This window comes from Georgenia satyanarayanai, assembly GCF_009193135.1.
GTDB classification, from domain to species: Bacteria; Actinomycetota; Actinomycetes; order Actinomycetales; family Actinomycetaceae; genus Oceanitalea; species Oceanitalea satyanarayanai.
Genome location: NZ_VUKC01000001.1, coordinates 143,926 through 165,672, shown reverse-complemented (window position 1 = coordinate 165,672; position 21,747 = coordinate 143,926). Strand labels below are relative to the sequence as shown.

The 21,747-nt window shown below is 74.1% G+C and carries 13 protein-coding genes; 7 read left to right on the top strand and 6 right to left on the bottom strand.

Going from position 1 to position 21,747, the window contains the following annotated elements; translation table 11 throughout:
• Positions 1-321: 321 nt before the first annotated feature.
• Genes GD632_RS00830 through GD632_RS00800 form a run of 7 tightly spaced genes read left to right on the top strand, consistent with a single transcriptional unit; the run spans position 322 to position 12,244 of the window.
• Complete coding sequence (locus GD632_RS00830) at positions 322-1,788, top strand: sugar transferase (protein WP_193311273.1); 1,467 nt, start codon at positions 322-324, stop codon at positions 1,786-1,788.
• Positions 1,775-2,725, top strand: a complete 951-nt coding sequence (locus tag GD632_RS00825; RefSeq protein ID WP_152187663.1) for a glycosyltransferase — start codon at positions 1,775-1,777, stop codon at positions 2,723-2,725. The genes GD632_RS00830 and GD632_RS00825 overlap by 14 nt, the downstream gene beginning before the upstream one ends.
• The gene (locus tag GD632_RS00820) at positions 2,722-7,818 is read left to right on the top strand and encodes a Kelch repeat-containing protein (RefSeq protein ID WP_152187659.1); all 5,097 of its coding nucleotides are present in this window, start codon (positions 2,722-2,724) and stop codon (positions 7,816-7,818) included. The genes GD632_RS00825 and GD632_RS00820 overlap by 4 nt, the downstream gene beginning before the upstream one ends.
• A 55-nt stretch (positions 7,819-7,873) precedes the next feature.
• A complete protein-coding gene (locus GD632_RS00815; RefSeq protein ID WP_152187657.1) occupies positions 7,874-9,193 on the top strand; it encodes a polysaccharide pyruvyl transferase family protein in 1,320 nt (439 codons plus the stop codon).
• The gene (locus GD632_RS00810; RefSeq protein ID WP_152187655.1) at positions 9,190-10,428 is read left to right on the top strand and encodes a Coenzyme F420 hydrogenase/dehydrogenase, beta subunit C-terminal domain; all 1,239 of its coding nucleotides are present in this window, start codon (positions 9,190-9,192) and stop codon (positions 10,426-10,428) included. The genes GD632_RS00815 and GD632_RS00810 overlap by 4 nt, the downstream gene beginning before the upstream one ends.
• Entirely contained in the window at positions 10,425-11,270 is an 846-nt protein-coding gene (locus GD632_RS00805; RefSeq protein ID WP_226924380.1) for a glycosyltransferase, read from the top strand. Before GD632_RS00810 ends, GD632_RS00805 begins: the two co-directional genes overlap by 4 nt.
• A complete protein-coding gene (locus tag GD632_RS00800; RefSeq protein WP_152187652.1) occupies positions 11,267-12,244 on the top strand; it encodes a glycosyltransferase in 978 nt (325 codons plus the stop codon). The genes GD632_RS00805 and GD632_RS00800 overlap by 4 nt, the downstream gene beginning before the upstream one ends.
• Here the strand turns inward: GD632_RS00800 and GD632_RS00795 are convergent.
• The 6 genes from GD632_RS00795 to GD632_RS16440 all read right to left on the bottom strand — a co-directional run bounded on the left by GD632_RS00795 (position 12,202) and on the right by GD632_RS16440 (position 21,745).
• Positions 12,202-14,061, bottom strand: a complete 1,860-nt coding sequence (locus GD632_RS00795) for an asparagine synthase-related protein (RefSeq protein WP_152187650.1) — start codon at positions 14,059-14,061, stop codon at positions 12,202-12,204. The two genes, GD632_RS00800 and GD632_RS00795, sit on opposite strands and share 43 nt — an antisense overlap.
• A complete protein-coding gene (locus tag GD632_RS00790) occupies positions 14,051-14,761 on the bottom strand; it encodes a cysteate racemase (RefSeq protein WP_226924441.1) in 711 nt (236 codons plus the stop codon). The genes GD632_RS00795 and GD632_RS00790 overlap by 11 nt, the downstream gene beginning before the upstream one ends.
• A 37-nt stretch (positions 14,762-14,798) precedes the next feature.
• Positions 14,799-16,361: a lipopolysaccharide biosynthesis protein gene (locus GD632_RS00785; protein ID WP_152187645.1), complete on the bottom strand. Its 1,563-nt coding sequence runs from the start codon at positions 16,359-16,361 to the stop codon at positions 14,799-14,801.
• Between the two features lie 192 nt (positions 16,362-16,553).
• Complete coding sequence (locus GD632_RS15820; RefSeq protein ID WP_193311271.1) at positions 16,554-17,960, bottom strand: right-handed parallel beta-helix repeat-containing protein; 1,407 nt, start codon at positions 17,958-17,960, stop codon at positions 16,554-16,556.
• A gap of 136 nt (positions 17,961-18,096) precedes the next feature.
• Positions 18,097-19,110, bottom strand: a complete 1,014-nt coding sequence (locus tag GD632_RS00775; RefSeq protein ID WP_226924379.1) for a glycosyltransferase — start codon at positions 19,108-19,110, stop codon at positions 18,097-18,099.
• A gap of 118 nt (positions 19,111-19,228) precedes the next feature.
• Positions 19,229-21,745, bottom strand: a complete 2,517-nt coding sequence (locus tag GD632_RS16440) for a LuxR C-terminal-related transcriptional regulator (RefSeq protein ID WP_152187643.1) — start codon at positions 21,743-21,745, stop codon at positions 19,229-19,231.
• Positions 21,746-21,747 lie beyond the last annotated feature (2 nt).

Here is a 21,747-nt window from a genome sequence, read left to right as displayed (position 1 = left end):
AGACGGCGGACGACGGGGTGACCAGCGGGGTGAGCCCGGCCGCGGGCCGGACGCCGCCGACGGCCCAGTCACCCCCGGCGCGCACCTCATCCCCGTGACGTCATCCGGCGGTCATCCTTAACGGCCCACGGACCCCGTGCCATGTTGAGACGGCTGCTCGGGCGAGCCAACGTCGTCCCGTCCGACGGCTCAGACCACGACGAGCGACGGAGGGCGAACTTCTCACGTGAACACCCCTCCAGACGCCCAGCGGCCCGCCACCTCCGCTCCTCCACCGGCCCAGCCGCTCCCCTGTCCGTCCCTCCCCGTGGGGTGGTCACGATGACCTTGCGCACCGACCGCTACCACGACGACGACCAGGCGCTCCCGCCCACGGCCGTGACCGAGGGGCCGCTGCGCGCGGCACGGTCCGGACTGCCGTGGCGGTCCGCGGTGACCCGCTACCTCGCCGCGCTCGCCGTGGCCGACCTCGGCCTCGCCGCGCTGGCCGTCGCCCTGTGCGTCCGGCAGGAGCACGAGCCCCTCGTGGTGGCCGTCCTCGCGGTCTCCGCCGGGGCGGGCCTCGTCCTCGCCGTGGCCGCGTCCCGGGGGTACCGCGCCGCGTGCGCGGCCTCGACGCTGGAGGACCTCTCCAGCCTCGTCCGCGCGGCCGGCGTCCTCGCGCTCGTGTCGCTCGGGGTGCACTACGTCGGCGTCGCGCAGGTCCCCCGGTCCCTCCTCTTCGAGGCCCTGGCGCTGTCCATCGGCTTCACCGCGCTCGCGCGGATCGCGGCCCGGCCCGTCCTGCGGCGCCTCCGCGCACGCGGCACGTTCCTGCGGCGGACGCTCGTCGTGGGCCCGGTCGACGGCCTGAGCCACCTGTTCGACGTGCTCGACGAGGCGCAGTCCCACGGGCTCGTCGTCGTCGGGGTGTGCACTCCCACGACCGACGACATCGCCAGCCGCAGCCCCGTCCTCGGCCGCTACGCCGACATCCCCGACCTCGTGCGGACCCTCGACATCGACGCCGTCGTCGTCTCCGGTGGGGCGATGGAGGCGCCTGATCTCCGGCGCCTCGGCTGGCAGCTCGCCTCGCTGTCCGCCGAGCTCCTCGTGCTTCCCGCGATCGCGGAGGTGGTGCCGCGCCGGCTGCGGCTGGAGTCGCTGGGCGGGACCCCACTCCTCGGGGTCGCGCTCACTCCCCCGCGGCCCTCGCTGTGGTCCAAGGCCGTCTTCGACCGCGTGCTCGGGAGCCTGCTGCTCCTCGCCGCCCTTCTCGTCATCGTGCCCGCCGCCGTCGCGGTGCGTCTCACCTCGCCGGGCCCGGCCTTCTTCGCCCAGACCCGCGTCGGCCTGGGTGGCCGCCCCTTCACCATGTACAAGCTCCGCTCGATGTACACCGACGCCGAGGCGCGCCTGGCGGAGCTGCTCGACCGCAACGAGGGCAACGGCATGCTCTTCAAGCTCCGGGAGGACCCCCGTGTGACGCGGGCTGGGCGGGTGCTGCGGCGCCTGTCGATCGACGAGCTGCCCCAGCTGTGGAACGTCGTCCGGGGAGACATGTCGCTCGTCGGGCCCCGGCCGGCCCTGCAGTCCGAGGTCGACCGCTTCACCGGGGACGTGTGCCAGCGGCTGCGTGTCAAGCCCGGCCTCACCGGCCTGTGGCAGGTGAGCGGGCGCTCCAACCTCTCGGTGGAGCAGTCGGTGCGTCTGGACCTGCGGTACACCGACAACTGGTCGGTCCGCATGGACCTCCACATCCTGTGGCGCACGGCCCACGCCGTGCTGGGCGGCCATGGCGCGTACTGACACCTCCGGGACCACCCCCGCGGGCACGGGGGCGGAGGGGCTCGGGTGCGTCGTCGTGCCGGCCCACAACGAGGCGGCCGTCATCGGCCGGCTCCTCCACGCGCTCACGGCCGACGGCGCCGACCTCGAGGTCGTCGTCGTCGCGAACGGCTGCACCGACGCGACGGCGCAGGTCGCCCGGTCGTTCCCGGGCGTCCGGGTCCTCGAGACCCCCGTACCGTCGAAGATGCACGCGCTCGCCCTCGGTGACCGGCACGTCTCCCGGTTCCCCCGCTTCTACGTCGACGCCGACGTCGTCGTCGGGGCGCGCGACCTGTCCGCGCTCGGCGCCGCTCTCGGCGAGCCGGGGGTGCACGCCGTCGGCCCCGGGCGAGACGTCGAGCTCTCCGGGTCGAGCTGGCCGGTACGGGCGTACTACTCGGTGTGGAGCCGGCTCCCCGGCGTCGCGACCGAGCTGTACGGCCGCGGCGTCATCGGCGTCGACGAGGCCGGCCACCGGCGCCTCGCCGGCTGGCGCGAGACGATGGCCGACGACCTCGTCGCGGCGATGAGCTTCGCCCCCGAGGAGCTGCGTGTCGTCCCCGGCGCCGCGGCTCGCATCCGTGCGCCCCGCGAGTACGGGGACCTTCTCCGCCGCCGGGCGCGGGCGATGACCGGCAACCGGCAGCTCGCGCGCGACCCCGATGCTCCCCCGATCCGCGGTGCCGGCGGCGGTGTCGGCACTCTGGCCACCCTCACCCGGCGCGACCCTCGACTCCTGCCGTCCGTCGCCGTCTTCCTCGGCACCGCCGTCCTCGCCCGGGCCCGCGCCCGGTGGGCTCTGGCCCGCGGCAGCACCACCTGGCTGCGCGACGAGAGCAGCCGGCGGGTGGACCCGCCCGCCGGCCCGCCCAGCACCCCCACCCCCGCCATCCCCCGAGCGGAGCGTTCCTCATGACCCGCACCACGGCCCGTAGCTGGGCCGCCGTCATCGCCCTCACCCTCCTCGCGAGCCTGCTCGGGACCCTGCCGGCGGCGTCGGCCGACGACCCCCAGATCTCCTTCAGCCTGGCCAGGAAGCGCACGTCACCGCAGACGCTGGACGGCGCCACCGTCGACGGCGTCATCCACCCCTTCCTCACCGGGGACACCGGTGTCACCGCCGTGAGCTGGTGGCTCGACGACCCCGCGGCGAGCGGCACCCCGGTCCGCACCGACACGACCTCGCCCTTCGACTACGCGCCAGGGTCCACCGCCCACGCCTCGGGCGCCTTCGACACCACGCAGCTCCCCGACGGCGAGCACACGATCACGGCTCGGGTGACCACGGCCGCCGGTGTGGTGACGCGCGAGGCCACCTTCGTCACGGACAACGATGTCGCGGCGCTGCTCGTCGCGAGCCCGTCGTCGGTCACCCTCGCGAGCACCGCGGGTGGGCCGGCCGCGGGGGCGACGATCGACGTGGGCACGTCCGACGGAGCGCCGCGCGCCTTCACCGCCACGGGCTCGGTCGACTGGCTCACCGTCGCCCCGTCGACCGGGACCGCGCCGGCAGCCGTGTCGCTCACCGCAGCCTCCGATCTGCCCGTCGGCACCCACACCGCCACGGTCACCCTCGCGAGTGCCGACCTCCCCGACGTCGTCGTCCCGGTGACCCTCACCGTGGCGGCGGCGCCGCTCGACGGCTTCACGGTCGTGCACAGCAAGGACTCCAAGCGCGGGAGCCCCACGGTTCTCGACGGCGCTGACGTCTCAGGGAACATCTACCCCTTCCTCGCGCCGACCGACGGCGTCACCGCGACCGCGTGGTGGCTCGACGACCCGCTCATGGGCGGCGCGCCGCTGCGGACCGACACGACGGAGCCGTTCGACTTCGGGCCCGGCTCCGTCACCCACCGGGCCGCTCCGCTCGACACGACGACCCTCGCCGACGGCGAGCACACGATCACCGTGCGCGTGACGACGTCCGGCGGCGCCCAGCACGTCTCGACAGCGACCTTCGAGACGAGCAACGGGACGAACGCCCTCCTCTGGGAGCCCGCCTCGCTCGTCGTCGAGGCCGGGGACGGGCCGCAGACCCGCACGCTCGCGCTCTCGGCGACCGAGCCCGGAACCGTCGCCACGCTGACGAGCGACGCCCCCTGGCTCGCCGTCACCGCCGGACCCGTCGCACTTCCCGGGTCGGTCGAGGTCACCGTCGACCCCGCCGGCCTCGCGGGCGGCACGCACACCGGGCGCGTCACGGCCACGGCCGACGGCGCCTCCTCCGCCGTGCTCACGGTCTCCTTCCTCGTCGACGCCGCGCCCGGCCTGGTCGTGGACCCCGGAGCCCTCACCCTCACGGCGCTCGCCGCCGGTGGACCGGCGAGCGCCCCGCTCGTCGTCTCGTCGAGCGACGGCTCGGCGCTCCCGTTCACGGTCTCGTCCTCGGCGCCCTGGCTCAGCGCGGACCCGACCACCGCCGCGGCACCCGCGCAGCTCACCGTGTCCGCCGACCCCGCCGGGCTCTCCCCCGGGTCGCGCACCGGGAACCTCACGCTGTCGTCGCCGGGCCTGCCCGACGTCGTCGTCCCGGTCACCCTCGCGGTCCAGGACGCGTCGCCGTTCCAGGTGGTCACGGGCGTCGACGCGAAGCGCCGGTCGCCCGAGCCGCTCGCGGGCCGCACCGTCAGCGGGAGCATCTACGCGTTCCTCGCCCAGACCGAGGGCGTCTCCTCGACGTCGTGGTGGGTGGACGACCCGCAGCACACCGGCGCACCGCTGCGCACCGACTCCGTCGCTCCCTTCGACATGGCGCCTGGCTCCGTCGCCCACGCCGCCGCCCCCTTCGACACCACCCTCATCCCCGACGGCGAGCACACGGTCACCGTCGCGGTCCTCACCTCCGACGGCACGACCCACGTGGTCCACACCGCCTTCACCACGGTCAACGACACGAACACGCTGACGTGGGCGCCGGCAGTCCTCGAGGTCCCCGCCACCGAGGGCGGGCAGGTGCAGGAGCGCCAGGTCTCCCTCGAGGCGACGACGCCCGGCACCGTGGCCCGGATCGCGAGCACCGCGCCATGGCTCAGCGCCACGACGAGCCAGGAGACCACCCCGGCGACCGTCGACGTCCTCGTCAACCCGGCGGGGCTGTCCGCCGGCGTGTGGCACGGGGAGCTCGTCGCCACCTCCGCCGGCGCGTTCACCGCCGTCCTCCCCGTCACGCTCGTCGTCGGGGACCCGGGCGGCTGCGCCCCGGTCTCCTGCGAGCTCATCAAGGTCGACACGCCCTACAACCTCGGCTTCCGCTACGAGGCCAAGGGGGTCATCGACGTCGACGGCGTCGGCACCGGCTTCACCACCCTGCTGCCCCGGCCGGACGACGCGGAGTACCTCCGCGAGCGCCTCCAGGTCGACCTCGGCGAGGGCACGCTCAACATCACCGGCGGCACCGGCTCGGTCAAGGAGAACACCCTCGACAACGCCCTCGGCGTCGGCTTCGACGGCCCGACGGCCACGACCGTGCTCACCGCGACCATCGCCGGTCCGCCCGCCACCACCGGGAAGTACGAGCAGGCCGGGATCTGGTTCGGCTACGACCAGGACCACGTCGACCGCGTCGCGCTCGTCAGCACCCCGCAGGGCTGGCGTGTGGAGCACGTCCTGGAGGTGGACGGCACCGAGGTGGCACGGCGCAACTCCGGCTACCTCACCATCCCCTCCGACGTCCCCGTCGAGCTGTCCATCCGCGTCGACCCGGGGACGCGCCAGGCGACGGGCTACTACCGGGTCGGGGACGGCGGCCAGTCCGCGCTGCGGAGCTTCGCCGTGCCCGGTGAGTTCTTCAGCTTCGACGCCGCCGGCATCGACCCGCTCATCGGCACCCGCAGCTTCGGCGGGGTCTTCGCGAGCAGCCGGAGCGCCGTGCAGCCGGCCGAGTTCCGCTTCTCCCAGTTCGCGGTCACCGGGGAGCACGACCCCGCGGACGTCGCGGACTACCCCTTCGACCGGTACTCGGTACCCGTCCCGTTCCCCACGTCGATGGCCTACGGCCCGGACGGCAAGCTGTACGTCCAGTCGATGTTCGGCAAGATCTACATCCTCTCCTTCGCGCCGGACGGCACCGTGAGCAGCACCCAGGTGGTGTCCACCCTCGGCACGCGTCTCGCGCTCGGCCTCGCCGTCGACCCCGCCTCCACCCCGGGCAACGTCATCGTGTGGGCGGGCCACTCCTCGCCCTCCGCCGACGACGGCGAGGCCGACTCGAGCATCGTGTCGCGCCTCTCCGGCCCGAACCTGGCGTACCGCAGCGACGTCATCACCGGCCTGCCCCGGTCCATCGCCAACCACGGCACCAACGCCATCCACTTCGGCAGCGACGGGCGCCTCTACATCGCCCAGGGCGGCAACACCGGGGCAGGTGCGCCGAACACGGCGAACACGGAGTTCGGCGACCGTGGCGAGCAGCCCCTGTCCGCCGCCCTCCTCGTCGCCGACCCCAAGGTCCCGGGCTTCGACGGTGCCTGCGCCCACCCCACGGACATCTACCAGTCCGGTGACTGTGACGTCGAGGTCTTCGCCTCGGGGCTGCGCAACACCTACGACTTCGTCGAGCACTCCAACGGGCACCTCTACGGGCCCGACAACGGGCTCGGCGTCGTCGGCAGCTACCCGCCCTCACCGGCTGCGCCCTGCCTCGGCTTCGGCGACACGCGCCCGTGGACCCAGGGTGGCAACAACCCGGGCAACCAGAACGACGTCCTCAACCTCATCGAGGAGGGGCGCTACTACGGCCACCCGAACCCCGCCCGCGACGAGTGCGTCTTCAAGACCGGCGCTTACCAGAACGTCGCGCCGCTGCCCACCTACACCCCACCGATCGGCGACCTGGGCGCCAACCGCTCGGCCAACGGCATCATCGAGTTCAGCGGTGACGCCTTCTGCGGGGCGCTCGAGCACGACCTCCTCATCACGAACTACTCGGTGGGCGACGACATCACCGCGGTGACGCTCTCCGCGGACGGGCGCTCGGTCGTCCGCGCGCGAAGCGTCGTCGGCGGCTTCACCGACCCGCTGCCGATCACCCAGGCGCCCGACGGCCGCATCGTCGTCGGCGAGTTCGCCGGCACGGGGGGACGGGTCACCTTCCTCACCCCCCGGGACATCGGCTGCTGGACGGAGGAGGCGCCGTTGCCCGTCGACGTCCTCGACGCCGGTGGTGTCGCGATCGGCGACGACCTCTACGTCGTCGGCGGCAAGGGCCCCGACGGCCACTCGACCCGCACCTACCGGTACGACGCGGCCGAGGGCACGTGGGCACGCGTCGCCGACCTGCCGGGGCCGGGGGTGGAGAACCCCGCCGTCACGACGGACGGGACCCGGCTCCTCGTGCTCGGCGGCTCCACCGCCCCGTTCTCCGGGGCCGTCGCGACAGCCTGGTCCTACGACCCGGCGACCGACGCGTGGTCGCCGCTGCCGTCCATGCCCACCGCCCGCGGCGGCGCGACCGCCCAGGTGGTCGGCGGCCAGGTGTACGTCGCGGGCGGCATGACCGCCGACGGCGCCTCGACGGCCGTCGTGGAGCGGCTCGACCTCGCGGCGGGCACCTGGCACGCCGCCCCCGCCCTCACCACGGCGAGGGACAACCCGGGCTCGGCCGTCGTCGACGGCGTCCTCCACGTCTTCGGGGGCCGTACTCGCCTGGCCAACGGGCAGACCCCGATGGGGACGCTCGGGTCCATGGAGGCGCTGCACCCGGGCGCCGGCGGAGGGTGGACGCCGCGAGCGCCCATGCCCACCGCACGCCGCACGATGGCGACGGGCGTCATCGCAGGCCGGATCGTCGCCGTCGGAGGAGAGGCCCGGCCCGACGGCCTGCCCTTCGACGCGACCGAGGTCTACGACCCGGCGACCGACACGTGGTCCACCGCACGTCGCGTCCCGACCGGCCGGCACGGCGCGGCCGCGGGCGTCATCGACGGACGTCTGCACGTCGTCGGTGGCGGGCAGTTCGCCGGTGCGGCGGCGAGTGCCGTCCACGAAGTCCTCACCCTGCCCAGTCCCTGACCAGCACAGCACTCGCGGGCGTGCCAGAGCACCCGCCGCGCACGGAAGGCGATGCATGACTACCCACAGCACGACGACAGCGACCGACGCCCCGGTCGCCGCGACAAGGACGCGGCTGGTCGTCGCCGGCGCCCCGCTCGACAACGACAACCGCGGGGTCGAGGCGCTCGGCACCTCCGTGGTCGCGCACCTCGCCTCAGCCGCCTCGGTGGGCGGCGTGAGTGTCCTGGACGACGGCTGGGGCGTGCGCGCCGACCCGTCCTGGGGCGCGACGGTCCGCGTCGACCGCATCGGCGTGCGGAACTCCCGGCGCTGGCACCGGAGGGAGAGCTGGGCACGGATCCGCGTCGACCAGGCGCTCGGCGGGCTCGGGAACCCGTTCCTCACCCGCCTGGCACGCGCCGACGCCCTGCTCGACCTCAGCGGCGGCGACAGCTTCACCGACCTCTACGGCCCCCGCCGCCTGGCCACCGTCTGCGCACCGAAGGAGGCAGCCGTCCGCGCGGGCCGGCCCCTCGTGCTCCTGCCGCAGACCTTCGGCCCGTTCACGACGCCAGAGGGACGCCGACGCGCCGAGCGACTCGTGCGACGGTCGGCACTGGCGTACGCACGCGACGCCTGGAGCCACGAGCAGCTGCTCGACCTCGCCGGGACGTCCGCGGACACCAGCCGCCTGCGTCAGGGGGTGGACGTCGCGTTCGGTCTGACGGCACGCGAGCCGGACCCCGGCACGGTGGCGCGCTTCGCTGAGCTCGCCGGGGAGCTCGTCGTCGGCGTCAACGTCAGCGGTCTGCTGCGGGAGGAGGACGCCGGTGGCCGGTTCGGCCTTGCCGGGCCCTACCTCGCGACGATGGTCGAGCTGGTGCGCGCCCTCGTCCAGCGCGGTGCCGTCGTCGTCCTCGTCTCGCACGTCGACGGCGGAGACCCGACGGAGCGCGACGCCGCGGCCCACGCTCAGGTCGAGGCGGCCCTGAGCCCGTCCGAGCGGGCGCGGGTCTGGCGCCTGACGCCGACGCTGCGGGCCGCGGAGCTCAAGTGGTGCATCGCGCGACTCGAGTGGTTCGCAGGCTCCCGGATGCACGCCACCATCGCCGCCCTGAGCTCGGCCGTGCCCGCCTTCGGCTACGCCTACAGCGACAAGGCGCGGGGAGTCTTCGGGACCTGCGGCGTGGCCGACCACGTCACCGATGCCCGGGCCGTGGCCGGCGCCGAAGCGGTGGAGCGGGCCCTGGACTCCTTCACCGCGCGCGCGCAGGCGCGTGCGGTCCTGCTCGAGCGGGTGCCGGGGGTCGTCTCCCGCGCCCGCGGCCAGCTCGACGAGGTGCTCGAGGCGGCCCTGTCCTGGCGCGACGAGCCCGCGGGCACGATCACATGATCGGCCGTCTGCCCCGGTCCATCCCCGAGGTCGTCGCCTCGCACCTGTGCACGGGCTGCGGCGCCTGCGCCCACGTCGCGGGGGACGTCCTCACCATGCGCGACGTCCCCGACGTCGGCCGCCGGCCGCTGCCCATCGCCTCCGTCAACGGCTCGCTCAGCGGTGACGCGCTGGCGGTGTGCCCGGGACGGCGGCTCGAGCACCGGCCCGAGACGCTCGAGGGGGCACCGCTGCACGGTGAGTGGGGACCGGTGCTCGCGCTGTACGAGTGCTGGTCCACCGACCCGGACGTGCGCCACCGCGGTTCCTCGGGCGGCGTGGCGACCGCCCTCGCGGCCCACGCCGTGACGAGCGGACGCGCGACCGGCGCGCTGCAGGTCCAGGCCGACCCGCTCGACCCGATCCGGAACGTCACCGTGCGCAACACCACCTACGCGACGATCACGGCGGCCACCGGCTCCCGGTACGCACCGGCGAGCCCCTGCGAGCGCCTCGACCTCGTCGAGGAGGCCGAGGGGCGCACGCTCTTCGTCGGCAAGCCCTGCGACGTCGCGGCCGTCCGGAACGTCGCCGCCGTCCGGCCCGCCCTCGCCGACCGGCTCGACATCACCGTGGCGATCTTCTGCGCCGGGACGCCGTCCACGAGGGCGACCGAGGAGCTCGTCCGCACCCTCGGCACGGACCCGGAGGACGTCACGTCCGTCGACTACCGGGGCGAGGGGTGGCCGGGGAGCTTCCGGGTGCGCTCCCGCACCGGCGAGGTGCGGAGCATGACCTACGCCGAGGCGTGGAACGGCACCCTGACCAGGAACCGCCAGTGGCGCTGCCTCATCTGCCCCGACCACACCGGCGAGTTCGCCGACCTGTCCGTCGGGGACCCGTGGTACCGGGAGATCGGGGCCGACGAGCCCGGCCGCTCGCTCGTCGTCGTACGCACCGAGGCCGGTCGCGACGCGCTGCTCGCCGCCCTGGCCGACGGCGCCCTCGACGGCGGCCCGATCCCTCTCGAGCGTCTCGAGCAGTCCCAGCCGAGCCTCGCCGCGACCCGTGGGGCAGTGTGGGGCCGGGTCCTCACCATGGCGCTCATGGGCCTGCGCGTCCCCCGGTACCGCAACGTCCCGGCCTTCCGGCTGTGGCTGCGCCTGCCGCTGCGCGGGAAGGTCACCTCGATCGCCGGGACCTACAACCGCGCTCGCCGGCGCGGCCTCCGCCGACCGGAAGCGAGTGCCCCGTGACCCCCCGTGCCGACGTCCTCATGATCACCTACCGCAGCGCCGGGTACCTCCACCTGAGCCTGCCCAGGCTGCTCGACACCCTGGGTGAGCGCGACCGGGTGTGGCTCTGGCACAACGGGGACGACGAGGCGACGCTCGAGGCGCTGCGCCCCTTCCGTGACGACCCCCGGGTGCACCGCTTCCACCACAGCCGCGAGAACGTGCAGCTCCGTGAGCCGACCAACTGGCTGTGGCAGGAGTCGGAGGCCACCTACGTCTCCAAGGTCGACGACGACTGCCGCGTGAGCCCCGGCTGGCTCGACACCTTCGCGGCCGCACACGCGGCGAACCCGCAGCTGGGCGCGGTGGGCAGCTGGCGCCACCCGGAGGAGGACTTCGTGCCGGAGCTGGCCTCGCGCAAGATCGTCGACCTGGCCGGCGGTCACCGTCTCATGCGCAACCTGTGGGTCCAGGGCAGCGGCTACCTGCTGCCGCGAGCGCTCACGACCCGTCACGGCGGCATCCGGGAGGCCGAGTCCTTCACCGGCTACTGCATCCGCCTCGCGCGCGGCGGCGCCGTCAACGGCTTCTACTACCCCTTCGTGCCCGAGGACCACATGGACGACCCCCGCTCCCCGCACACGCTCATCCGCACCGATGCCGACCTGCGGGACCGGATGCCGCTCTCCGCCCGGGCGAACGGCGTCACCACCGTCGCCGACTGGACGGCGCAGCTCGTCCAGAGCGCTCGTGTGCTCCAGGTGGCCTCCCTGGACGTCCGCGCGCACTCCGGGTGGCGGCGCAAGCTCACCTCGGCGCGCAAGCGCGCCCGGCGGGCCGTCGGGAAGCCGGCTCGCTGGTGAGCCCGGTACCCGCCCCGCTCGCCCCGGCGCCCGGGGACGAGCCGGACGTCCTCGTCGCCGTCGTCACCTACAACAGCGCCGCGATCGTGGCCCCCTTCCTGCGCGCGCTGCCGGCCGCCCTCGAGGGCGCGGGGACCGCACGGGTCGTCGTCGTCGACAACGACTCCCGGGACGGGACCGTGGACCGCGTGAGGGCGCTGGCCCCGTGGGCCACCGTGGTGGAACCGCGAGCGAACCTCGGGTACGGCGCCGGGATCAACCTGGCACTGCGCCAGGCCCGGCCACGCAGGGGTGCCTACGTCCTCAACCCGGACGCCGTCCCGTCCCCCGGCAGCGTCGTCCGCCTCGTGCGCGTGGTCGAGAGCGCCGACGACGTCGGCATCGCGGTCCCCCGCGTCCTCGACGGCCAGGGCCGGCTCAAGTTCTCGCTGCGCCGGGAGCCGACGATCCGCCGAGCGCTCGGGGAAGCGGTCCTCGGGGGGCATCGCGCCGCCCGCTACCCCGCCTGGGGAGACATGATCCGTGACCCCGCCTACTACGTCGACGGGGCCACCGCGGACTGGGCGACGGGTGCGGCGATGTTCCTCGCCCCCCGGACCCTCGACGCGGTCGGCAGCTGGACCGAGGACTTCTTCCTGTACTCGGAGGAGACCGACTACGCCCTGCGAGCCCGTGATGCAGGCCTGTGCCTCCGGTACGTCGCCTCTGCCGACGTCGTCCACCCGGGAGGCGACATGTCGGTGTCCCCGTGGCTGTGGAGCCTCGTGGCGCTCAACCGGACACGGCTGTACCGCCGGCGACACGGCGGCGTGCCCGGTGCCGTCTTCTGGCTCGTCGTCCTGCTCAACGAGACCAGCCGCGCGCTCCTGGGGCGACCGACCCACCGTGAGGCGGCGCGAGCGCTCCTGCGGGGACGGGTGAGGCCCCTGGGTCAGGCGCCCGCCGGTACCCGGGCACGAGCGCGGCTCTCGTAGTCCGACAGCCAGATACCCGCAGCCGCCACCCTGCCGAGGAGGAGTGCGGGGGCGGCCGGCCTGCCGGCGCGGACGGCGCTCACCTGCGCCGCCACGGCGGACTCGTCGATGATCCGGTGCCTGCCGAGCTCGAGCAGCTCGCCCAGCCGCTCCCCGTAGCGCGGCTCGGTCCGCAGCCAGACGTCGGCGGGGAAGACCGAGCGACGCCGCTCGCTGCGGTCGGCCGGTCCCTCCAGACCGACGACGTCACGGAGCCTCGTCCGCACCATGTGGCCACCGAGCCGGGCCGCGCGACGGGCCCCGGAGACCGGGTGGCGCCGGGTGAGCCCCATGAGCTGCGTGACGTAGGACGTCTCGCCGGACCAGTACACGTGGTCCAGGGCGGCGGGCGCGTTGCCGTCGTCGCTGCGGGGAACTCCGGCGGTCCGTGGGAAGAGCTCGCGGTGCACTCTCAGGTACAGGTTCCCGTTACGACGCTGCTGCGGGGACAGCCGCGCGGCGAGCTGGAGGAAGCGGGAGTCGAGGAACGGCGCCTCGGCGCGCACACCGGACCGCCGCAGGGCGTTGGTGAGCATGTTCCCCCAGCGGACCTGCCGGTTGGCGATCTTCCAGTACAGGACCATGTCGTCGCGCGCGCCGAGGTCCCAGCCTCCCAGCGAGTCGGCGAGGGAGTCGCGGAGGAGCTGCGGTGCTCGCTCAGCGAGCTCGCCTGCGAGGAAACCCGCCGAGAGCCGGGCATCACCGGCGTACCGCTGCCACTGCCGGTCCAGGACCGCCCGGGGATCGGTGAGCCCGACCGCCTTGTCGTCCCCCCACAGCGGGCCTCCGGCCAGCCCGTTGACGACGGTGCCGGTGAGTGACCGCAGCGTGTCGAGGAACCACAGCTCGTACATCTCGCTCGCACTGTGCGCCCCGTCCAGCCGGTCCAGCGCCTGGGCGCCACCGGCGAGCACGGTCTCGCCGGTGACCGGGATGGCCACGTGGTCCAGGCCGAGGGCCGCAGCCACGCGGGCCGCGACCACGGGCTCGTGGGTGGGTGGGGTCCCGTAGGTGTAGGTGCTGGGCCGGAGACCGATCTGGACGGCGGCCTCGGCGATGGCACGGCTGTCCAGACCCCCGCTGAGCCCGAGAGCCGCCTCCCCGGGCCCGTCGAAGGCGTCCGCGACGACCTGGGGCCACAGCTCGGCGAAGGTGGCGATGACGGCGTCGTCGCTCAGGACGTCACCGGTCGGCACGAACAGCGGGACGGCGCGGACCGAGACGTCGACGTCCGGTGCCCAGCGCAACCGCCCTCCCGCCGGGAGCATCCGCGCGTCCCGGAGCAGGGTCCGCGTCCCCAGCGGGTGGTGCATCGCGAGGTACTCCACCACGCCCCGCTCGTCCGGCTCGGGGCTGACACCGAGGCTCACGAGCGTGGCCAGGTGCGTCGACACAGCGACCCCGTCGGGGACCGTCCCCCAGTAGCACGGGAGGAAGCCCACGCCGTCGGTGGTGAGCTCGACGGCGCCATCGGCGGCGAGCGCGAGACTGACGTGGCCGGCCTCCGCGCCCACCTCCCGGGCCCCTCCGGCCGCCGTGAGCCCGCGGGGAGAGGTCGCCACGGTGAGGCGTGCCGCCGTGCCGGCGGGGCGGGTCTCCGCGACGGTGCCCCCGGCCGGTGCCGTCGTGACGAGGGCGGCGCACGACGTCGAGGTCTCGTGCACCGTCCAGCGCGTCGCGCCGGGGACCGCTGCGGCAGCGTGCTCCACCACGTCCCGGCGCCGCGCGCCGAGCTCCGGACCCACGGGCCCCGTGACGGCGATCAGCTCATACGACATGGGGGACCAGCTCCGGTGGCTCAGGGACCGATGTGGCGAGGCGCAGGGTGGAGGACACGAGGACGTCCAGTGCGTCCACGACGGGGACGGGCAGCGGGAGCTCGCCGGCGACGAGGGAGATCTCGGTGCACCCGACGACGACGTGGTCCGCGCCCGCGCTGACGAGGCAGAGCGCGGCAGCGGCGAGGGCGCTGACGACGCCGTCGCCGACGTCCCCGGCCTTGATCGCCCCGATCGCGTCCATCACCCGGCTCTGGACCGGGGCCTCGAGGGTGACGAGTCCGAGGCCCGCCCGCTGCAGCTCCGCCTGGTAGAGCCCCGTCGCCACCGTCCCGGTGGTGGCGAGCAGGCCGACCCGGCGCGCACCGAGGGCAGCGACGCGCGACGCCGTCTCCCGCAGCATGTGGACGATCGGCACGGGGACCCGTCGCTGCAACCACTCGTGGTAGGCGTGCGCCGTGTTGCACGGGATGCACAGCACCTCGGCGCCGGCGACGACGAGGCGCTGCGCCCCTGCGTGCAGGAGCGGGCGGGGGTCCTCCCCGCCGGAGAGAAGGGCCGCGGTCCGGTCCGGGACGGCCGGGTTGGAGTCGATGACGACGTGGAGGTGGTCCTGGTCGCGCCGCGCCGGCGTCGACGCGACGATCCGGCGGTAGGTCTCGACCGTCGCCAGGGGCCCCATCCCCCCGAGAACACCCACCGTCCGGTTGCGTCGCACCTCGGCTGTCCGGCCGACGTCAAGCACCGCTGCCTCCACCGCTCGCCGTGGTGCGGGAGGGACGCGCCTTGCGCTTCCGCGCCATCGCCACCAGCTCCCTCACCTCTCCACGGGCGCGCGGCCAGGCAGCCAGGCAGCCGACCCACACCGCGCCCGCCGCACCGCAGGTCACGGCCAGGGTGCCGAGGGCCGGGAGGTCAACGCTCGTGCGCACGGTCACGCTGACCAGCAGGACGGCCGTCGAGACAACGACCGGGCGCGCCATCGCCCGGAAGGGGTCGGCCGGTGACAGCGCCGTGTCCCGGCACGCGACGACGAAGGCGGGCACCAGGAGGAGGAGCTGGGTCACCGCGTACGACACGGCGACCCCGGTGACGCCCCACCGGACACCGACGGCGAACCCGCCGATCGTCACGGCCCCGTTGACGACGGCCCAGCCCGCGTACGCGGCGCCACGGCCGGTGCTGGTGAAGATCCACCCGGTCGTCGTCGAGACGAGCTGCACGAAGCCGGCGACCGCGAGGACCTGGAAGAGCGGTGCTGCGCCCACCCACTGCTCGCCGAGGACGACCAGCACGAGTTCGTGAGAGGTCACGGCCATGACCACGACGGCCGGCATGCCGGCGTGGCTGAGCCCGCTGACGGCCCGACGGTACGCGTCGCGGTACCGCTCCGGCTCCCCCTGGAGCGAGGCCAGGGCCGGCACCATGACCGCCTGGACGGGTGTCTTGAGCTGCCGCAGCGGCAGCATGAGGAGGCTGTAGGCGCGGCTGTACAGGCCCAGCGCGCCGGCGTCGAGCACGCGGCCGATGATGACGTTGTCGGCCTGGCGGGAGAGCGTGTAGCAGAGGTTGGCCACCGAGACGTGGGCACCGAACGTCAGGAGCGGCAACGCCTCACGCAGACCGGACGGGCGGCTCGGCCGCCACGGGACGGCCCACCAGTTCAGCGCCGTCGCGATGACGAGGGCGCTGACGTTCTGCACGACGAGCGACCACACGCCCATGCCGAGGAGAGCCGCTGCCACGGCGGCCGCGCTCGAGAGGACCCCGGCCGCCATGTTGCGCACGGCGATCCGGCGGAACTGCATCGCCCGGTTGAGGAGCGCGCCGTGCTGGACCGCGAGACCCGAGAACACGAAGCCGGCGCCGAGGGCAGCGCACAGCGACACGACCGCGGGCTCGCCGTAGAAGGCCGCCAGCGGCACACCGGCTGCGGCCACGACCACCGCGAGCAGCACGCCCGCGGCGGCGTTGACCCAGAACAGCGCGTTGACCTGGGTCCAGGTGAGGTTCTCCCGCTGGACGACAGCCTGGCTCAGACCGAGCTGCCGGAACTGCGTCACGATGACCGTCAGTGTCAGGGCCATGGCCATGAGGCCGAAGTCCGCGGGGGTGAGGAGGCGGGCCAGGACGACGGTGGTGGCGATCTGCAGCCCGGCGGCGACCCAGTTGCTCAGCAGCGTCCAGCTGATGCCCCGGGCGACCGTGTGCCCGAGGTCGTCACGCCGTACCGACCGGTCCAGCCACGCGTCGAGGGAGGGGGTGGTCTCCGCCCGCGTCCGGTGTGCAAGGAGCCGCAACAGACACCTCCCTACCCGACGACGACGTCCTCCAGCGTGGTGCGTCCCTGCTGCCGGCGCCTAGACCGACGAGCGGGTGACACACCGCTGTCGCCGGGGTGAGAGGGGGGCGGCGCGGGCGTCACGAACGAGCGGGCCGCCTCGAGACATCTCGAGGCGGCCCGCCGTGTGTACCCGTGGACTGTGGCTGCGTCAGCCGGCGTTGACGGGCTTGCCCGTCTCGTGCCAGACGTTGCCCTTCCACTCGTTGCCGCGGACACCGTCGTCGAAGCCACTGATGGCCCCGTACCGGCCGCACGAGTCGAAGTACTCCGTGGAGAAGTGGTTGTCGATGAACCGGATGTTCCTGCCGTCGGGGAACGGCTTGGAGTCGAGGCTCCCGCCGTACGCGCAGTACGAACCCGTCGTGGCGAGGAGGTTGCCCTCGACCCGGTAGCCGTCGATCGTGCGGAAGTCGCCGTACATGGGCAGGGCGGCCGAGCACCCGGTGCCCTCGCACTTGATGACGTTGTTCAGCAGGGCGTTGTTCGTCCCGCCGTTGTTCCCGATGCCGCCGCGGTGCGCGCCGGAGTTCCCGGTCCTGTCGGAGAAGATGTAGGAGTTGCTGATCGTCGTGTCGTGCACGACCCGCGACGCCCTGCCCACGTTGTGGATGTGGCCGTGGTCGAAGGTGTAGCCGCAGTCGGGCGAGTACAGCGGGATGTCGTTCTCCGCGGCCTTGGCGCCGTCGATCTCGACGTACTCGAAGCGGACGTTCTCCGGGCACTGCCCGTCGTTGCCCGGCTTCACCTGCACCATGTAGGTACCCGTGCCGTTGACCGTGACGTCGCGGACAGTGACGTTGTCGTGCGTCACGGTCAGCCGCCCGTCGATCTCCAGGCGCTCGATGACCTCACCGTCGCGGGAGCTCTCGAACCCGCCGGTGACTCGCCGGTCCGCGTCGTAGCGCGGGCCGGTCGTCTCCGGTGTGGGCCACTGCCCGTCCGTGCCGGGCGCCGGAGTCGGCTCCGGCGCGGGAGTCGGCTGCGGCTCGGGGGTCGGCTCCGGCGCGGGAGTCAGCTCCGGCTTGTCGCCGGGACGCTCGTCGGCGTTGAGGCTGAAGGCCTCGCCGTCGACGGTGCTGTCGACGACGACCGCCGGCTTGCCCTTCTGCGACATGAAGTCGTTCCGGCAACCCTCGAGGGCCACGCCCTCGGCGTAGTAGTTGCCGAAGGTGATGCCGTTCGTCTTGCTCGGGTTCTCGCACTCGACCGTCGTGTCGAGGATGCGGGCGTTCTTCACGTCGGCGTCGACACGGATGCTGTGGTTGCCCCCGTAGGACACCTTCGTGTTCTTGATGGTGACGTCGTCGGCACGGACGTGGATCCTGCCGTCGACGTGGAGCCCGTCGACGACGGTGCCCGGCTCGGTGATCGTGAGGCTTCCGGACGGTGCCAGCTCGACGTCGTCAGGGACCCCGACCGTCGTGGCTGCTGCCGATCCTGCCACGAGGCCGATGCCGCCCAGGGCGACGACCAGGCTCGTGAGCGCGTGTGTAACTCGCATGTAGTAGCTCGCTCTTTCTCGGTTGCGGAACAGCGGCGCGGAGGCGCCGGCCATTGGGGAAAATCCGCCCGAGTCCCCCCATGGACCGCGCCATCGTAACCAGACCGTTACCGGCCTTGAGTGGACACGACGGCGCAGAGGCCCTAGCAGAGGGGTGAACCTCCTGGTCAGTGCGGTGCCGTGGACCTCCTCACACTGCCCCCAGGACGAAGGTCTGCGGGGCCACGGCCGCCTGCACACGCCGCGCCATCGCGGCCCGCAGGTCTTGTGCCGTGAGCTCGCCCGGCAGCCGGCGCACGGCCAGACCGCGGCGGTCCAGCTCGTGGGCGATGAGCTCCTGGTGGTTGTCGACGTGCTCCCCGTGCTCCTGCCTGCGCGGCAGCACGACGGGGCAGCGGCCGGCGTCGAGCGCGGTCAGGCACGACCCGATGCCGGCGTGTGCGACGACGAGGTCGGCCTCCCCGATCGCGGCGTGCAGCTCGGCGGCCGGCACGTCGACCCGGGCGCGGATCGGGAGACCGGAGGCGTCGGTGACACCCACCTGCCACAGCACCTCGGCGTCCGGTGCGAGAACCTGCGGAAGCGCCCGGCACACGGCCTCCAGGCCGCGGCGGAAGCCGTAGGTCTTCATCGTCCCGAGCGTGACGACGACGCGACCGGCCGTCGTGACCGGGCGCTCCTCGACGGCGTCGTAGCCGTCGAAGAGCGAGCCGCGGTACTGCCACCGCTCGTCCGCCCACCGCGGGTACTGGCTGTACGTCTGCGTGCCGGGGACCCGGGAGATGATCCGCCCGGTGAGGCTCGGCCCCTCCGCCCGGGCGGCGCTCTCGATGTAGTGCGTGCGGATCCCCAGGGCCCGCGCGACGGGCAGGAAGGCGAGCGCGATCCCGGAGCCGGTGCTCACCACCCGGTCGAAGTGTCCGTCGTGCAGGATCCGCCGGGCCTCGGGGATGACCCGCACCACCGCGCCGTAGCCGCGGGGCGGGATGTACGGGACGTGGTGGACCGTCTCCCCGGCGAGGAGCGAGCGCGACTGCGCCTCGTCGAAGGTCGCCCACTCGACGTCCCCGAGTGCCGGCCGCAGCCTGCCGCGCAGGCGCCACAGCTGCTCGAGGTGGCCACCGGTGGACGCGACGAGCAGCGTCCTCCCCTGCTGCCCACCGTCGGTCGGCCGGGAGAGACGCGCTGGCATGGTGGTACTCACGACGAACCTCTCCGGTGGGTGCACCCGCCAACCCCATCATCCCGGCGCACGGGACGGTGCGCGTGGCCGGGTGATCCGGACCCGATCGCGGCGCGCGCCGGGGGTGAGTGCGCCGCCGTCAGTCGCCGTCGAGCAGGGACAGCTCCCGGGCCCGCTCGAGCGCGTGCGTCCTGTCCGACACCCCGAGCTTGCGGTAGATGCGCCGCACGTGGGTCTTGACCGTCGACTCCGACAGGTACAGGCGCCGCCCGATGTGGGCGAGCGGGACGTCGGCCCGCAGCTCGCGCAGCACACGGAGCTCGGCGACGCTGAGCTGACCGGCGCGCAGGGGCTCGGGGAACACGGTGTCGGTGTGGACCAGGCGCGGCTCGTCGAGGAACTGCCGCGCCCAGGAGCCGTCGGGCGCGATCGCCTCCAGGTCGCTCCGCGGGACGGTGAGGAAGGGCAGCAGCACCTCGGTGTCGGCCGCGAGACCCACGGCGGTGGCGAGGTCGTCCACAGCGGCCTCCCGCTGCCCCGCGCGCCACGCCGCGCACGCATGGAGCAGGAGCAGCTCGAGCCCGGCCCGCGGTCGTGTGCCGGCGAAGGTGGCCCCGTCCTCGGTCAGACGTAAGGTCTCGGCGTAGGCGCCCACGTAGAACGCGTGCCGCGCCCGGCTCGCGCGCGTCCAGGCGGCGTCGTCGTGCACGCTGGCGAGGAGCGCGCCGGCACGGTCGAGCCGGCCCTCGGCGAGCGCAAGGTCGACCCTCAGCGCCGTGACCGAGGCGCGGACCAGCTCCGGCTGGTCGTGCCCGTGGTCCGTCGCGTGGCGCTGGAGGACGACGCGCGCGTGCTCGAAACGGCCGTGGAGGATGTCGGCGAAGGCGGCCGCGACCCGTGTCAGCTCCAGCAGCGGGGCGAGCCCGTGCTCCCCGGACAGCGTCGGCACGCTCGGCCACGAGCTCCGGGCCAGCCGCATGCCCGCCAGGACCGTGCGCGCCAGCGGACGGGCCACCACCTCCAGCGGGGTGGGGGCGGCGGCCAGCCCGTCGCCGTAGGTGCTCCACGCGTCGGCGCTGCGGGTGTGGCCGAGCAGCGCCATCGCCAGGGCGGTGCCGTGGGCGGCCTCCCGTGCGGCAGCGGAGTTGCCCAGCCGTACGGCCTCCTGGCAGGCGAGCGCGAAGCCGTAGGCCGCGCGCACGCCGTCGTTGGCGTGGAGCATCGACAGCGCCCACTGCGTGAGGAGCTCGGGGATCGCCCGCTCGACCTCGGGACTGTGCTGGGGATGTCCGCCGTCGGCGAGGGCGCTGTCCAGCCGTCCCAGCAGGATCTGCGCGGCACCGAAGGCCGGCGTGCCGTCGAAACGGAGCGCCAGGCGCTGCGTCGTGGTCAGCGTGCGCACCGGTAGGGGGCCGCCCGGGGTGAGCAGGCCGCTGCGGAGCGCCGCCTCGGCCTGGTGCCGGGTGTCCCGGTCGAGCACGTAGTCACGGGCGACGACGAGCCGGGCGCTGGAGGCCACGAGCTCTCGCGGCATCGCCCGCACCGCCGCCTGGACGGCGTCGGAGTGCCGGCCCAGGAGCTCGGCCCAGTGGTCCTCGAGGATCCCGAGGACCAGCGGCCACGCCTCGGCGCGCATGGCGTAGATGAGTGCCTCCCCCGCCAGCCGCTGCTCGCGGCGACGACGGGCGAGGCGGCCGTTGAGGTCGCGGAAGCGGTCCGGGCTGTCGGACCGCAGGTTCTCCAGCAGCGCCTGGCGCAGACCGGGAGGGTAGGCGGTGGTGCCGTCCGGCCGGCGGTCCGTGTACGAGCTCTCGACGACGACGTCCGCCAGCGGGAGCTGCGTCGGCTCGTCGACGAGCACGTCGAGGTCCCCGGGGCGCAGCGGGTCGGGGACGGCCAGCGCCGTCAGCACGTCACGCCACTCCGCCCGTTCCTGGTCCCTGACGATGAGAGCCGTGTAGCGGGCGATCGCCGCGGCGTCCGTGACGAGCCGGCCGTCGCCCGCCCGGCGCGCCTCGAGGAGCGCCGCGCGGACGAGCGCCGGCCACCCCGCGTACGCGGCAAGGATGTCGGCGATCTCCTCCTGGGACAGGGACAGGCCGAGGCGCCCGGCGAGGAGCGCGCCCTCCGCGGGCGTGAGACGCAGGTCGGCGATGTCGAGGACCGCGGCGTCGACCGTCGCGGGGCCGATGCTGAGGATCGGCCGCACGAGTCGCGTGGTGACGACGAGGTGGAGCAGCTCGTGCACCTGGGCGAGCTCGACGAGCTCGGGGTCGACGCCGACGTCGGTCACCTGGTGCAGCCCGTCGATGACGAGGACGAGCCGGCGGGTGAGGCGCCGCAGCGCCTGGTCCACGGTGTCGAGGTCGGGCGCGGCGGCGGGCGACGCGACGCCGGCAGCGACGAGCGCGTCGTGGACGGCCGCCCAGAGCTCGGCGACACCGGTGCGGTCCGAGAGCGTGAGCCAGGCGACGGCCCTGTCGTCGAACTCGCCGCTGCGCAGCCAGTACGCGACCGTGCTCGTCTTGCCGTACCCGCGGGGCGCCCGGAGGAGGACGAGCGCGGGGAGGTGGCGCGCGACCGCGACGACGGCCGGGGTGGGGCAGAAGACGCTCGGCACGCGCGGCAGCCGCGTGCCGTGGCCGCTGTCCCCCACCG

Bases quoted from the DNA above. Each gene is read 5' to 3' on its own strand.
- GD632_RS00830 (WP_193311273.1), top strand. From the start codon at position 322: ATGACCTTGCGCACCGACCGCTACCACGACGACGACCAGGCGCTCCCG.
- GD632_RS00825 (WP_152187663.1), top strand. From the start codon at position 1,775: ATGGCGCGTACTGACACCTCCGGGACCACCCCCGCGGGCACGGGGGCG.
- GD632_RS00820 (WP_152187659.1), top strand. From the start codon at position 2,722: ATGACCCGCACCACGGCCCGTAGCTGGGCCGCCGTCATCGCCCTCACC.
- GD632_RS00815 (WP_152187657.1), top strand. From the start codon at position 7,874: ATGACTACCCACAGCACGACGACAGCGACCGACGCCCCGGTCGCCGCG.
- GD632_RS00810 (WP_152187655.1), top strand. From the start codon at position 9,190: ATGATCGGCCGTCTGCCCCGGTCCATCCCCGAGGTCGTCGCCTCGCAC.
- GD632_RS00795 (WP_152187650.1), bottom strand. From the start codon at position 14,061: ATGTCGTATGAGCTGATCGCCGTCACGGGGCCCGTGGGTCCGGAGCTC.
- GD632_RS15820 (WP_193311271.1), bottom strand. From the start codon at position 17,960: ATGGCCGGCGCCTCCGCGCCGCTGTTCCGCAACCGAGAAAGAGCGAGC.